This is a genomic window from Pantoea sp. JV6, from assembly GCF_025910055.1.
GTDB classification, from domain to species: Bacteria; Pseudomonadota; Gammaproteobacteria; order Enterobacterales; family Enterobacteriaceae; genus Pantoea; species Pantoea agglomerans.
Genome location: NZ_JAPCIM010000004.1, coordinates 23,856 through 37,065, shown reverse-complemented (window position 1 = coordinate 37,065; position 13,210 = coordinate 23,856). Strand labels below are relative to the sequence as shown.

General features: G+C 52.5%; 13 protein-coding genes, 2 tRNA genes and 2 other RNA genes. 8 read left to right on the top strand and 9 right to left on the bottom strand.

Translation table 11 applies throughout. From position 1 onward, the window contains the following. Positions 1 to 39: 39 nt before the first annotated feature. Positions 40 to 660: a thymidine kinase gene (tdk, locus tag OK412_RS06870; RefSeq protein WP_010244362.1), complete on the bottom strand. Its 621-nt coding sequence runs from the start codon at positions 658 to 660 to the stop codon at positions 40 to 42. A gap of 409 nt (positions 661 to 1,069) precedes the next feature. Between tdk and hns the strand changes: the two genes are divergently transcribed. Next, entirely contained in the window at positions 1,070 to 1,477 is a 408-nt protein-coding gene (gene hns, locus OK412_RS06865) for a histone-like nucleoid-structuring protein H-NS (RefSeq protein ID WP_010244359.1), read from the top strand. Positions 1,478 to 1,563: 86 nt separating this feature from the next. Here the strand turns inward: hns and OK412_RS06860 are convergent, their stop codons facing one another. From OK412_RS06860 to rssA, 5 genes are all read right to left on the bottom strand, one after another. Beyond that, on the bottom strand, positions 1,564 to 2,571 hold the full coding sequence (locus OK412_RS06860) for an NAD-dependent epimerase (protein ID WP_022625568.1): 1,008 nt from the start codon (positions 2,569 to 2,571) through the stop codon (positions 1,564 to 1,566). A 14-nt stretch (positions 2,572 to 2,585) separates the two neighbouring features. Beyond that, positions 2,586 to 3,926, bottom strand: coding sequence for a UDP-glucose dehydrogenase family protein (locus OK412_RS06855; protein WP_031593141.1), 1,341 nt, complete (start codon positions 3,924 to 3,926; stop codon positions 2,586 to 2,588). Positions 3,927 to 3,948: 22 nt separating this feature from the next. Further along, positions 3,949 to 4,857 (bottom strand): UTP--glucose-1-phosphate uridylyltransferase GalU, encoded by a 909-nt coding sequence (galU, locus tag OK412_RS06850; RefSeq protein WP_008925296.1) that lies wholly within the window; start codon positions 4,855 to 4,857, stop codon positions 3,949 to 3,951. Between the two features lie 193 nt (positions 4,858 to 5,050). Next, the gene (gene rssB, locus OK412_RS06845; protein ID WP_010244345.1) at positions 5,051 to 6,067 is read right to left on the bottom strand and encodes a two-component system response regulator RssB; all 1,017 of its coding nucleotides are present in this window, start codon (positions 6,065 to 6,067) and stop codon (positions 5,051 to 5,053) included. A 99-nt stretch (positions 6,068 to 6,166) separates the two neighbouring features. Next, entirely contained in the window at positions 6,167 to 7,072 is a 906-nt protein-coding gene (gene rssA / locus OK412_RS06840; RefSeq protein ID WP_010244341.1) for a patatin-like phospholipase RssA, read from the bottom strand. Between the two features lie 96 nt (positions 7,073 to 7,168). Between rssA and OK412_RS06835 the strand changes: the two genes are divergently transcribed. From OK412_RS06835 to xthA, 7 genes are all read left to right on the top strand, one after another. Then, entirely contained in the window at positions 7,169 to 7,624 is a 456-nt protein-coding gene (locus OK412_RS06835) for a YchJ family protein (protein ID WP_062757774.1), read from the top strand. A 56-nt stretch (positions 7,625 to 7,680) separates the two neighbouring features. Then, positions 7,681 to 8,529: a formyltetrahydrofolate deformylase gene (purU, locus tag OK412_RS06830; protein ID WP_003852258.1), complete on the top strand. Its 849-nt coding sequence runs from the start codon at positions 7,681 to 7,683 to the stop codon at positions 8,527 to 8,529. A 144-nt stretch (positions 8,530 to 8,673) separates the two neighbouring features. Further along, positions 8,674 to 8,758: transfer RNA gene (locus tag OK412_RS06825), tRNA-Tyr, on the top strand. Positions 8,759 to 8,796: 38 nt separating this feature from the next. Beyond that, positions 8,797 to 8,881 (top strand) — tRNA-Tyr (locus tag OK412_RS06820). A gap of 41 nt (positions 8,882 to 8,922) precedes the next feature. Continuing rightward, a non-coding RNA gene (locus OK412_RS06815) (RtT sRNA) lies at positions 8,923 to 9,050 on the top strand. A gap of 40 nt (positions 9,051 to 9,090) precedes the next feature. Further along, positions 9,091 to 9,218, top strand: a non-coding RNA gene (locus OK412_RS06810) — RtT sRNA. A 159-nt stretch (positions 9,219 to 9,377) separates the two neighbouring features. Then, positions 9,378 to 10,184, top strand: coding sequence for an exodeoxyribonuclease III (xthA, locus tag OK412_RS06805; RefSeq protein ID WP_033757858.1), 807 nt, complete (start codon positions 9,378 to 9,380; stop codon positions 10,182 to 10,184). 33 nt (positions 10,185 to 10,217) lie between these two features. On the opposite strand, the gene OK412_RS06800 is transcribed toward xthA, so the two are convergent. The 3 genes from OK412_RS06800 to OK412_RS06790 form a co-directional block, all read right to left on the bottom strand. Then, on the bottom strand, positions 10,218 to 10,529 hold the full coding sequence (locus tag OK412_RS06800) for a DUF1496 domain-containing protein (protein ID WP_010260638.1): 312 nt from the start codon (positions 10,527 to 10,529) through the stop codon (positions 10,218 to 10,220). Beyond that, positions 10,526 to 12,442: a DNA topoisomerase III gene (locus OK412_RS06795; RefSeq protein WP_050679583.1), complete on the bottom strand. Its 1,917-nt coding sequence runs from the start codon at positions 12,440 to 12,442 to the stop codon at positions 10,526 to 10,528. Before OK412_RS06795 ends, OK412_RS06800 begins: the two co-directional genes overlap by 4 nt. A gap of 197 nt (positions 12,443 to 12,639) precedes the next feature. Continuing rightward, positions 12,640 to 13,191, bottom strand: coding sequence for an NAD(P)H nitroreductase (locus tag OK412_RS06790; RefSeq protein ID WP_010260634.1), 552 nt, complete (start codon positions 13,189 to 13,191; stop codon positions 12,640 to 12,642). Between the last annotated feature and the right edge of the window lie 19 nt (positions 13,192 to 13,210).

Here is a 13,210-nt window from a genome sequence, read left to right as displayed (position 1 = left end):
ACCCGCCTCGGCGGGTTTTTTATTGCCTGAACAATAGGGTTAATTCAGCGGAGTCTGAGCGCCATGGATCGCCTGCAACGATCCCTGCTCTATCGCCTGTTTATAATGCTTACGGCAGACTGAGATATAACGTTCGTTACCGCCAATCACCACCTGCTCACCCTCACTGAAAGGTTTGCCCTCGCTATCCAGTCGCAGAACCATACTGGCCTTGCGCCCACAGTGACAAATAGTTTTGAGTTCAACCAGCTTATCTGCCCACGCCAGCAGATACTGACTGCCAACAAACAGTTCACCGCGAAAATCCGTTCGCAGACCATAACAGAGCACCGGAATATCAAGGTCGTCTACGACATCTGACAGCGCTTTAACCTGCTCACGGGTCAGGAACTGACTCTCATCAACCAGCACGCAATGGACAGGCTGAACGGCATGTTCAGCAGCGATGTCGCTGTAGAGTGATGTCTCTGCGTTGTATAGCAAGGCCGGTGACGATAGTCCGATACGGGAACTCACCTGCCCGGCACCAAAGCGATTATCGATTTCAGCGGTGTAAACCAGTGAACGCATGCCGCGCTCATGATAGTTATATGAGGATTGTAGCAGTGCGGTTGATTTCCCTGCATTCATGGCAGAGTAATAGAAATAGAGTTGAGCCATCGGCGCGTATCTTCATCAGGACTGAATGGAATGGCGCGCATATTACCACAAAGCGGCGGCAATACGTTGCGGTTGATGAGTGAATAAAGTGTAACGGCTGGCCGTTTATTCCTCTGCATGCCGTTTCCAGCGCCTGTTATGTACAGTGCCGAACGGGATAAGTTTTGCTTATTTTACCCGCAACAAAATCAATGACATTTTTGTTGCTGACCTGAATACATTAAATTTATTTGATATCGGACTAAAGGAAAATATTTTTATTCTGCACTACTGTGCAATTTTCTGGTGAAAATTATTTTTAGTCACCTGGGTAATTAGTGATATACATATTTTTATGATTGCAGTTATTTTATGTCGCCACTACTATTAGCGGGCAACACAACTTTTCCCTTATTCAGAGACCAGGACAATGAGCGAAGCACTAAAAGTTCTTAATAATATCCGTACGCTGCGCGCCCAGGCCAGAGAGTATTCCGTTGAAATACTGGAAGAGATGCTGGAAAAGCTGGACGTAGTAGTAAAAGAGCGCCGTGAAGAAGAGTCTCATTTTCAGGCAGAAAATGAAGAACGCACGCGTAAACTTAATCAGTATCGTGAAATGCTACTGGCTGATGGTATTGACCCGAATGAACTGATTAACACGCTGACCGACACACGGACTGCGGCAAAAGGTAAACGCTCAGTACGTCCGGCTAAATATGGTTACACCGATGAAAAAGGCGAGTCAAGAACCTGGACCGGTCAGGGCCGCACACCGGCCGTGATTAAAAAAGCGCTGGAAGAACAGGGTAAAAAGCTGGACGATTTTTTACTGTAAAAACCCGCAGTGTGACTGCCTTCCTGGCAGCCTGATGCGCAATAAAAAAGGAAGCCGGAGCTTCCTTTTTTCTTTTAAGCAGATACTCAGACGCGGTAAAAGTCGCGGTACCAGTCCACAAAGTTTTTAACGCCCTCTTCGACCCCGGTCTGCGGTTTGAATCCAATTGCCTTAAACAAGGCTTCGGTATCAGCACTGGTTTCCAGTACATCTCCAGGCTGCATTGGCATCAGATTTTTCTTCGCAGTAATGCCCAGGGCTTTTTCAATCGCTTCGATATAGCTCATCAACGTGACAGGCTGACTGTTTCCAATATTATAAACACGATAAGGCGCTGAACTGGTTGCCGGCGATCCGGTTTCAACTGTCCAGTTGTCGTCCTGTTGTGGAATAACATCCTGCAGGCGAACAATGGCTTCAGCAATATCGTCAATATAGGTAAAGTCGCGTTTCATCTGGCCCTGGTTATAAACGTCAATCGCCTCACCGGCAATCATTGCTCGGGTGAATTTGAATAACGCCATATCCGGACGGCCCCACGGGCCATAGACCGTAAAGAAGCGCAATCCAGTGGTCGGCAGCTGATAGAGATGCGAGTAAGTGTGTGACATTAACTCGTTGGCTTTTTTGGTCGCTGCATATAAAGAAACCGGATGATCAACGCTATCTTCGGTTGAGAACGGCATCTTGCGATTCAGACCATAGACTGAACTGGATGAGGCGTAGAGCAGATGTTCAATTTTATGATGACGGCAACCTTCAAGGATATTGAGGTGACCCGTCAGATTGGAGTCTGCGTAGGCATGAGGATTTTCAATGGAATACCGGACACCAGCCTGAGCGCCAAGATGGATAACGCGCTGGAATTTTTGCTGATCGAACAGTGACGCCATTGCGTCACGGTCCGCCAGGTCCATCTCAATAAAAGTAAAACCAGGATCGGCCTTAATTAAATTGAGACGGGCATGCTTGAGATTTACGTCGTAATAATCATTCAGGTTGTCGATACCGACAACCTGGTGACCGGCGGCCAGCAGACGCTGGCTGACATGAAAACCAATAAAACCTGCGGCGCCGGTGACCAGAAAGTTCATAAATCCCTCGTTAATTATGCAGTTTGAATAGACGCTCCGCGGCCGATTGCATAATAAACGAAACCGCGTTTGCTGATACGCTCTGGATCATACAGGTTACGACCATCAAAAATCACGGCTTCTTTCAGTGCATTTTTGATGATGTCGAAGTCAGGCGCACGGAAGTTTTGCCACTCCGTACAGATGACCAGACCGTCAGCGCCCTGCAGTGCGGCTTCTTTGGTACCCATCAGCTTAAGATCGCTGCGGTGACCGTAGATACGCTGTGCTTCATCCATCGCTTCCGGGTCAAACGCCTGAACAGATGCGCCAGCTTCCCAGAGCGTTTCCATCAGCACACGGCTGGAGGCTTCACGCATGTCGTCAGTGTTCGGCTTAAATGACAGGCCCCAGAGCGCAAACGTTTTACCTTTCAGATCGTCACCAAAATGACGTTTGATAAAGGTTGGCAGCTTGTTTTTCTGGTTGTCATTCACATCTTCCACGGCCTGCAACAGACGTGGCTGATAGCCAATTGACTCAGCGGTACGGATTAACGCCTGCACATCTTTCGGGAAGCAGGAGCCGCCGTAACCACAGCCAGGATAGATAAAGTGGTAGCCAATGCGGGGATCGGAACCGATGCCCTGGCGTACTTTTTCAATATCCGCGCCTAAACGTTCAGCCAGGTTAGACATCTCATTCATAAAGCTGATTTTGGTGGCCAGCATGCAGTTTGCTGCATACTTGGTCAGCTCTGCGCTGCGGATATCCATCATGATCATACGATCGTGGTTACGGTTAAACGGCTCATAGAGCTCGCGTAACAGTTCTACCACGTCGTCGTTGTCAGTACCGACAACGATACGTTCTGGACGCATACAGTCATTGACTGCAGCACCTTCTTTGAGGAATTCCGGGTTAGATACCACATCAAAGGTGATGTTGGCGTCACGCGCTTTCAGCGCTTCCGTCATTACCGCACGAACTTTGTCTGCTGTGCCAACCGGAACGGTTGATTTGTCGATAACCACTTTGTGATCGTTCATATGCTGCGCAATGGTGCGCGCTACGGCGGTCACATATTTCAGATCGGCAGAGCCGTCTTCATCTGGTGGAGTACCAACTGCAATAAACTGCATAACACCATGGTTTACGCCCATCTCAGCATCAGTGCTGAACTTCAGACGACCCGCTTCGTAATTGGACATTACCAGCGGCGTTAAACCTGGTTCGAAAATAGGAATGATGCCTTTTTTCAGATTTTCGACTTTGTTTTCGTCGACATCAATGCAGAGAACGTCATGTCCGACTTCGGCTAACACCGCAGCCTGAACCAGACCGACATAGCCGATACCAAATACAGTGACTTTCATCGAGTTATCCTGTGTTTATGAATTACTTTTTGTTGCCAACTGCGCCATCGAGCCATTCAGAAAAATCTTTGCCCAATACCGGATGACGAACACCGTACTCAACGAAAGCCTGCATGTAGCCCAGTTTGTTACCACAGTCATGGCTGACGCCTTTCAGGTGATATGCTTCAACTGTCTCTTTTTCCATCAGCATCGCAATGGAGTCAGTCAGCTGAACTTCGCCGCCTGCACCTGGAGGCGTTTTAGCCAGCAGTGGCCAGATCTCGGAAGAGAGAACATAACGACCTACAACGGCCAGGTTTGATGGGGATTCTGACGCTTTAGGCTTCTCAACCACACCGACCATTGGTGCGCTGTCGCCTGGGTTCAGTTCTGCGCCCTGGCAATCGACAACACCGTATGCAGTCACATCGGCAACCGGCTCAACCATGATCTGGCTGCGGCCAGACTCTTCATAACGGCTCAGCATCTCTGCCAGGTTATCTTTGGTTGGGTTAGATTCATATTCGTCGATGATGACGTCTGGCAGGATAACCGCAAACGGCTCATCACCGATCAGTGGGTGTGCACACATTACAGCGTGACCCAGACCTTTAGCGATGCCCTGACGAACCTGCATGATGGTGACGTGTGGCGGGCAGATTGACTGGATTTCATCCAGCAGCTGACGCTTAACGCGTTTTTCCAGCATTGATTCCAGTTCGAAGCTGGTATCAAAGTGGTTTTCGATGGCATTTTTTGATGAATGCGTTACCAGCACAATTTCGTTGATGCCAGCAGCGATACACTCGTTAACGACATACTGGATTAACGGCTTATCAACCAGCGGTAACATTTCTTTAGGAATCGCTTTGGTAGCCGGGAGCATACGCGTACCCAAACCCGCTACCGGGATTACCGCTTTTTTTACTTTGGTATTATTGGCAGACATTAAGATACCTCTCTTATAGGCCGTTCAAGTTAATACTTGATATGTCGGTTTAAAATCGGAAATGAGTATATCAGTTAGTATCGAACGGATTTATCCTGGAAGGCACCAAACCGTCGAAATTAAGACTATTACCCAACTGTAAAGCTAAACTCTGGCCCTGTCCTCAGCGCCAGAATTCCTCTGTTTTTACGGCTTATTCTTCCGTCGATAGCATCAGCCGAATGCGCCCGCCCGCGCCCCAGACGTGGCATTGCCAGTTTTCTGCGCGCTGACTGATCTGGTTAAGATGGGTGCTGCCCATAGTGCCAAGGGGGACACCATTGCTGAGCTGAATCTGATGGGCATGAACATGAAGTGTGGCGTTCAATCCGGCCGAAACCAGAATTAAGTTCTTTAATCCGCGATGATAGTACCCAACCAGTAACGGGAACTGGCCGCTCAGGTTCGCCTGGCGCAGTAACAGATTGACCTGTCTGAGCAGCCCATTAAGTTCCGGCAGACGCTGTTTCTGCCCGGTCAGTTGCTCCTGCAGCAGGCCATTGAACAGCGCCCGCAGCAGCAACGCTGCCAGCACGCCATTATCACCGGCACGGGTCACGTCCAGACAGTAGAACGCCAGATCTTTATCGGAGAGCGCCGCGATATCAAGCACCAGCCCAGGCTGCTCGGCCATCGTCAGCTGACGATAGTTAACCCGGCAGTTGGCAATAGTCTGCTGCACCGGTGGCTGGAGTTGCTTGAGCAACTTGGCAGCCGCTTTAGGATCACGAACCAGCGCATCCCAGTCCTGGAACAGTTGTTCATCCTCTTCCACTTTCGAAGTGAACATAGAGGGATAGAGACACTCATAGACCGCTTCACGGAAGCGCTCAAAGTTTTTAAGTGGTTTAAGCAGCACATCCTGCACCCCAAGACGCAATACATGCGCAATATCCGACATGTTCTCGGTAGCTGAGATGATTAAAATCGGCACGATGTTGCCGCGGGTACGAATGTGCTCAACGAACTGGATGCCGCTCATGCGGGGCATTTCCAGATCGCAGATAATCAGGTCGACAGTATGCTGTTGTAGTTGTGCAATTGCTTCCAGACCATCTTCCGCTTGTAACGTCACAGCACCCATCGATAACAAAAATTGGTCCAGCAACGAACGGAAAACAGCCTCATCTTCGACAATGAGTATCTTTTTGCCGAGTAGTGGTTTTTCCATTCTTTCCCCCTGCGTACCAGATATTTCAATAGTGGTTCATAAAACGCAGTTGCGCCTTTAAGAATTGGCTGAAGTCACCGCTTTGAATGAACAACCTGATTATCTGCCACGGACCAGTGGTAATAGTTCATCCATTTTCTTCTCTACGGCGGCCTTGCCTGCTTCAATGGCTTCCTCAGCACGATGAAAGTCCAGCGTCGAAATTTGCGGACAGACCGGCTGAATCAAAACATCGGGCGGATCGCCTGCCATGCGATTCCGCTTCAGGCGATTTTCCAGCACCTGGATAGAGGTGGACATAATCTCCATCGCGCCAGGTGACTGAGACGCACGGCGCTGGCTGAAATTCACCAGACGCTGACGCAGCTTCCCACCCCAACTCAATGCCGCTGCGGCGGCTTCTTCTTCGCTATTCTGTGGTGTCACGGAAAAGAGATCCTGCTGCATTAAATGCGCGTCATGCTGCAAGTCAACGGCGATAACAATGTCTGCCCCCAGGGCACGGGTAAGTGAAATCGGCACCGGGTTGACTACGGCACCATCCACCAGCCAATACCCATTGTAGCCCACCGGCGGTAATAAACCTGGCATACTGCATGAAGCGCGTACTGCCTGATGCAGATCGCCCTCAGTCAGCCAGAGTTCACGACCGGTACTGAGGTTAGTCGCCACCACGCCAAAGGGTTTATGACAGTGCTCTATCGTGTCATTGGGGATCAGCTGACGAACATGGCTAAAGACCCGCTCACCGCGCAGCAGTCCGCCACGCTGCCAGGAGACATCCATCAGGCGAATAACATCCCAGTAGCGAAATGCACTGACCCATTTTTCCATCAGCGGCAGGCGGTTATTCACATAGGCAGATCCGACTAATGCCCCGACAGAGCAGCCCGCAACGACGTCGATCTCAATACCTGCACGCTCCAGCGCGTTGATCACGCCGATATGCGCCCATCCTTTGGCCGCTCCAGAACCCAGAGCCAATCCAATTTTTACCTTTCTCATTTCTGTCTGGTCCTGCCGTCAATACGTAGCATCACAACACGGGGTCAGCTAACATAGCGCGCTTGTAAAACCGACCCATCATTCCCGGGAGATAATGTGTCAGAAACCTGCCCATGTTGTAGCGGAGAGCAGTATAGCGTATGTTGCGAGCCCTTTCTTCAGGGTAACCAGATTCCTGTTACAGCTGAACAACTTATGCGATCCCGTTATTGCGCTTATGTGCAGCATAATGCGGACTATCTGGTTGCGACCTGGCATCCTGATAAGCGTCATCCGGCGCTGTCAGGGCTTTTATCTGAAAGTTTTCCAGGAACCGACTGGCTCAGCCTGAATGTAACCCGTTGTAATCATGGAAGCCATGAGAACGAAGCTTTCGTTACCTTTTTTGCGCGATACCGCGAGAAAACCAACATTCAGGCCATCCATGAATGTTCACGCTTTCTTCGCGAGGATCAACGCTGGTACTATGTTGACGGTACAGCACCGCCCGTGGGGCGTAACGATCGCTGCCCGTGCGGCAGTGAAAAAAAATACAAAAAATGTTGTGGTTAAGCTGACGGCTACCCCAGCGGTTTTACCCCTAATGCTTTGACAGGACTCTGATTGAGATGCAAGCGCAAACCATGCAAAGAAAAGTTTTACGAACCATTTGTCCCGATGCAAAAGGTCTGATCGCCAAAATCACCAATATTTGTTACAAGCACGAACTTAATATCGTGCAGAACAATGAGTTTGTTGATCATCGCACCGGGCGTTTTTTCATGCGTACCGAACTGGAAGGGATCTTCAACGACAACACCCTGCTCGCCGACCTCGACAGCGCCCTGCCCCAGGGTTCAGTCCGGGAACTGCACAGCGCCGGTCGTCGCCGCGTGGTGATTCTGGTCACTAAAGAGGCGCATTGCCTGGGCGATCTGTTAATGAAGAGCGCGTTTGGCGGCCTGGATATGGAAATTGCGGCGGTAGTGGGTAACCACGACACCCTGCGTTCGCTGGTTGAGCGTTTTGACATTCCCTTTGTGCTGGTGAGCCATGAGGGACTGACGCGGGAAGAGCACGATAACCGCATGGTGGAAGAGATTGACCGCTATCAGCCCGATTACGTGGTGCTTGCGAAATATATGCGCGTCCTGACGCCCGCCTTTGTGCAGCGTTATCCGAACCAGATTATCAATATTCACCACTCCTTCCTGCCCGCCTTTATCGGTGCCCGTCCCTATCATCAGGCTTATGAACGTGGCGTGAAGATCATTGGTGCCACCGCGCACTATGTGAACGACAATCTCGATGAAGGCCCAATCATCATGCAGGATGTGATAAACGTTGATCACAGCTACACCGCCGATGAGATGATGCGCGCCGGTCGCGACGTAGAAAAGAATGTCCTGAGCAATGCACTGTATAAAGTGCTGGGGCAACGCGTGTTTGTTTACGGCAACCGCACGATTATTCTTTAATCAGCCAGTGCGCTGAATTGTCTGCAGATTCAGCGCTACGCGTAAAAAGTGGGCAAACAGTTGCGGTTTTGCCAGTGGGCGCTTTACACCCTTATCGCATTTGGTATGATGCGCCCCGCTTTAAGAGAGAAAGATTCAGGCCATGGTGGGATTCCCGAGCGGCCAAAGGGAGCAGACTGTAAATCTGCCGTCACAGACTTCGAAGGTTCGAATCCTTCTCCCACCACCATCTGAATCTGAATCATCTTAAGCCACATCACTATCCCAGGTGGGATTCCCGAGCGGCCAAAGGGAGCAGACTGTAAATCTGCCGTCACAGACTTCGAAGGTTCGAATCCTTCTCCCACCACCATCTCGCATGTTGCACATCATCCCCAAAATAATACCTAAGCTTCCTGTTCTGCGGGGAGAGGGATGAGAACCTTCGATTAAGGTTCGGGTCGAGCATCGCGAGACAACGCGCTTCAGCGCGGCCCGCAGGGTGAGGCGCAACGCGCCGAATAATCCTTCTCCCACCACCATCTCGTATGCTGCACAAAATCCCAGACCGATACCTAAGCTTCCTGTTCTGCGGGGAGAGGGATGAGAACCTTCGATTAAGGTTCGGGTCGAGCATCGCGAGACAACGCGCTTCAGCGCGGCCCGCAGGGTGAGGCGCAACGCGCCGAATAATCCTTCTCCCACCACCATCTCGTATGTTGCACACCATCCCCCAAATAATACCTAAGCTTCCTGTTCGCCCCCACACTCCTGCCCGCTTTCACACAATCTCAGCCTGTTCCGCCATGACTTTTTCAGCAAAAATCGCTACCATCTCCGCCTGACATTTCTGAACAACGGTCGATCTCATGAAATTTGTTTCATTTAACATCAATGGGTTGCGTGCCCGCCCGCATCAGCTTCAGGCACTTGTCGAACAGCATCAGCCCGATGTTATCGGTCTGCAGGAAACCAAGGTCCATGACGACATGTTCCCGCTGGAAGAGGTGTCAAAGCTCGGCTATCACGTCTTCTATCATGGACAGAAAGGTCACTACGGTGTTGCCCTGTTAACCAAAGCTGAGCCAGTGTCAGTGAGCCGGGGTTTCCCGGGTGATGACGAAGAATCCCAGCGCCGCCTGATCATCGCGGAGCTTCCCAGCCCGATTGGCGACATCACGGTAATTAACGGCTATTTTCCGCAGGGCGAAAGCCGCGACCATCCCACCAAGTTTCCGGCTAAAGAGAAATTCTATCGCGATCTGCAACGTCTGCTGACCGAGGATCTGCCTGCTGATAAGCCGGTTCTGATTATGGGCGACATGAATATCAGCAGCACCGATCGGGATATTGGTATTGGTGAGGAGAGCCGCAAGCGCTGGCTGCGCACCGGCAAATGCTCCTTCCTGCCGGAAGAACGCGAGTGGATGGACCGCCTGCTGGGCTGGGGACTGGTTGATACCTGGCGTGAGCACAATCCGGAGGTTGCGGATCGCTTCTCCTGGTTCGATTACCGTTCGAAAGGGTTTGATGATAATCGCGGGTTACGCATCGATCTGTTGCTGGCGAGCAAAACCCTGGCGTCGCACTGCGTTGAGACCGGCATTGATTATGAGATCCGGGGCATGGAAAAACCATCTGACCACGCGCCCATCTGGTCAACCTTCCGCTTTTAACTGACGGTCGCGTGGCAGAGCGCCACGCGACGGCTATTTCACTATTTTCCAGATCAGGTTATTGGTGCCGATGGAGTGTTCATCACGGGTACATTGCAGCAACACCCCCTCTGATTTCACCACCGCGCCTTCCGTGTAGTTACGGTTCTCAAAGATACAGCAGCGGAGACAGTCTGGCTGACGTCTCTCTGCCTGTGTCCATGCCTCGGGCGGCATATCCACCACGACATCGGTGTTGCCACCGTTGCTGCCCTGCTGTGGCATCGACTGATAACGACTGTTGGCCTGCGCCACGCTGGTCGCCAGCGACAGGGCCACGACCAGTAATACTGAATAACGCCTCATTCCGTCTCCTTCACTTTACGCCTGGTTTTGCGCACCGGACGTTTCTGTCCGGTGGACGGTAATCCCCGAAATGCATGCGCCGCAGGCTGCTGTCGCGCCTGCTGGATCAGACCGGTTAAGGTCTGCACCAGCGGCTGCATGAATTCATCATAGCGGCAGGCCTTTTCGCTGATACGCGTCAGTGTCGATTCCCACTGCGCCGTCATATCCGGGCGTGCTGCCAGATCGGGCAGGGAGTGGATCAGGGCGCGTCCGGCATCTGTAGAATTGATATAGCGGCCCTTCTTCACCAGGAAGCCACGACGAAACAGTAATTCGATAATGCCGGCGCGTGTGGCTTCCGTTCCTAAACCATCGGTCGCACGCAGTACTTTCTTTAATTCTTTATCCTGAACGAAACGGGCAATGCCGGTCATCGCAGAAAGAATAGTGGCATCGGTAAACGGGCGTGGCGGCTGGGTTTGCTTCGCCAGCACCTCTCCGCGCTCACACAGCAGCTCATCCCCTTTCGCTACCACAGGCAACGGCATGCCGTCGTTCTCTTCATCCCGCTCTTTGTTGCCCAGCAGCGCACGCCAGCCCGCTTCCGCCAGAAAGCGCGCTTTCGCCACGAATTTTCCGCCGGCAATATCGAGATCGATGACACATTTGCGGAATACCGCATCCGGGCAGAACTGCATCAGATACTGGCGCGCCACCAGTTCATAGATATGCTGCTCGTTTTCACTGAGCTTCACCGCGCTGGAACGGGCCGTTGGAATAATTGCGTGGTGGGCATCCACTTTTTTATCATCCCAGCAGCGATTTCTGCGATCGGCATCGAAATCTGCCGGTGGGGTCAGCTGTGACTGATGCGCCTGTATCGCCTTTAACACCGCATGACGACCGGCAAAATGCTCTTCAGGCAGATAGCGGCTGTCCGAACGGGGATAGGTAATCAGTTTGTGGGTTTCGTAAAGCCGCTGGCAGGTATCCAGCACCGTCTGCGCACTCAGCCCGTAACGTTTAGCGGCCTCAATCTGCAGGCTGGATAAGGAAAAGGGCAGCGGCGCCACCTCATTTTCGCGCTTATCGCTGTAAGCAGTGACGATCGCTGGCTGGCCCGTAATACGCGCCACCACATGCTCCGCCAGGGCGCGTTTGAGCAGGCGGCCCTCTTCATCCTGCCACGGTTCACAGGCTTCACTGGGGATCCAGCTGGCGATAAATCGGGCGCCGTCAGGCGTGAGGATGTGCGCTTTCACTTCGAAGTAATCTTTCGGCACGAAGTTCTCGATCTCTTCATCGCGCCGGACCACCAGCCCAAGCACCGGCGTCTGCACCCGGCCCACCGACAGTACGCCATCATAGCCTGCATTGCGTCCCAGCAGCGTCCAGGCGCGGGTCATGTTAATGCCATAGAGCCAGTCCGCCCGGGCGCGGGCCAGCGCCGAGACGCACAACGGAATAAACTCGCGATTTTCACGCAGGCGGTTTACTGCCCGATCCACCGCCTGAGGATTGAGATCGTTAATCAGACAGCGCTGCACCTTGCTGCGTTTTTCAGCCGGCAGGTTCAGGTAGTCGAGCACCTCATCCACCAGCAACTGCCCTTCCCGATCCGGGTCACCGGCGTGCACCACTTCATTCGCCTGCGCCAGCAAGCCCTCAACCACTTTCAGTTGCTTAGCGACCGAGGGACGCGGCTTTAGCTGCCATTTTTCCGGAATGATGGGTAAATCCGCCAGCGACCAGCGCGCATAACGGCTGTCATAACTGTCGGGTTGCGCCTGCTCCAGAAGATGGCCTACACACCAGGTGACGATCTGATCGTTGCCGCAGGCAATGAATCCATCACCGCGTCGATGCGGTTTCGGCAGCACATCTGCGATAGCACGCCCCAGGCTCGGTTTTTCCGCAATAAACAAACGCATTGAATCAGGTAATCCTTAACATCAGGGGGAACGCAGTGATAACCGGTTGTCCGCTGTCGGTTTGAATACTGGGGCTATGTTAGCCTGGCAGGCCCGCTGGCGTAAGTGTGATGCGCGGCGTTAGCGATCGTTCGCACAGGAACCGTGCAAAAAGCAGGGCTGAAATGCACCCTGCCGGAACCGGACAAGCATTGTAGTCAGAAGTAACGGACGAAAGGCGCCGTGTCAGGTGGGAGCACCGTAGTGCTGGATTTCAGTTGCGGGGTGCCCAGATAGAGAAAGCCGACGATGGCATCCTGTTCGCGGCAGCCAAACCCCTGGCGTACCTGCTCGTCATCGGTCCAGGGACCACTGCGCCAGATACCGTTGTAACCCTGAGCGACGGCCGCCATCTGCATGGCCATCACTGCACAGCTTGCCGAGGCGATCTGCTCCCAGCGCGGCACTTTGTGGTGCGCTTCACAATGTGCCACCACCGTAATGATCATCGGTGCGCGAAACGGTGACTGGCTCGCTTTGTTAATCGCCTTTTCATCCAGCTGTTTATCGCGAGCTGCCTGCTCCAGCAGCTGGCTCAGCCGGTCGCGACCCTCATTTTCCACAATGATAAAGCGCCAGGGTTGCAGCGTGCCGTGATCCGGGGCACGCATACCAGCCCGCAGGATATTTTCCAGTGCGTCACCCGCAGGTGCCGGCTCAGTCAGGCGTGAGGCCGAACGTCGGTTGACCAGTAACTCCAGTGCGTCCATGTTTCTCTCCCGATCTCTG

Bases quoted from the DNA above. Each gene is read 5' to 3' on its own strand.
- tdk (WP_010244362.1), bottom strand. From the start codon at position 660: ATGGCTCAACTCTATTTCTATTACTCTGCCATGAATGCAGGGAAATCA.
- hns (WP_010244359.1), top strand. From the start codon at position 1,070: ATGAGCGAAGCACTAAAAGTTCTTAATAATATCCGTACGCTGCGCGCC.
- OK412_RS06860 (WP_022625568.1), bottom strand. From the start codon at position 2,571: ATGAACTTTCTGGTCACCGGCGCCGCAGGTTTTATTGGTTTTCATGTC.
- OK412_RS06855 (WP_031593141.1), bottom strand. From the start codon at position 3,926: ATGAAAGTCACTGTATTTGGTATCGGCTATGTCGGTCTGGTTCAGGCT.
- galU (WP_008925296.1), bottom strand. From the start codon at position 4,857: ATGTCTGCCAATAATACCAAAGTAAAAAAAGCGGTAATCCCGGTAGCG.
- rssB (WP_010244345.1), bottom strand. From the start codon at position 6,067: ATGGAAAAACCACTACTCGGCAAAAAGATACTCATTGTCGAAGATGAG.
- rssA (WP_010244341.1), bottom strand. From the start codon at position 7,072: ATGAGAAAGGTAAAAATTGGATTGGCTCTGGGTTCTGGAGCGGCCAAA.
- purU (WP_003852258.1), top strand. From the start codon at position 7,681: ATGCAAGCGCAAACCATGCAAAGAAAAGTTTTACGAACCATTTGTCCC.
- xthA (WP_033757858.1), top strand. From the start codon at position 9,378: ATGAAATTTGTTTCATTTAACATCAATGGGTTGCGTGCCCGCCCGCAT.
- OK412_RS06800 (WP_010260638.1), bottom strand. From the start codon at position 10,529: ATGAGGCGTTATTCAGTATTACTGGTCGTGGCCCTGTCGCTGGCGACC.
- OK412_RS06795 (WP_050679583.1), bottom strand. From the start codon at position 12,442: ATGCGTTTGTTTATTGCGGAAAAACCGAGCCTGGGGCGTGCTATCGCA.
- OK412_RS06790 (WP_010260634.1), bottom strand. From the start codon at position 13,191: ATGGACGCACTGGAGTTACTGGTCAACCGACGTTCGGCCTCACGCCTG.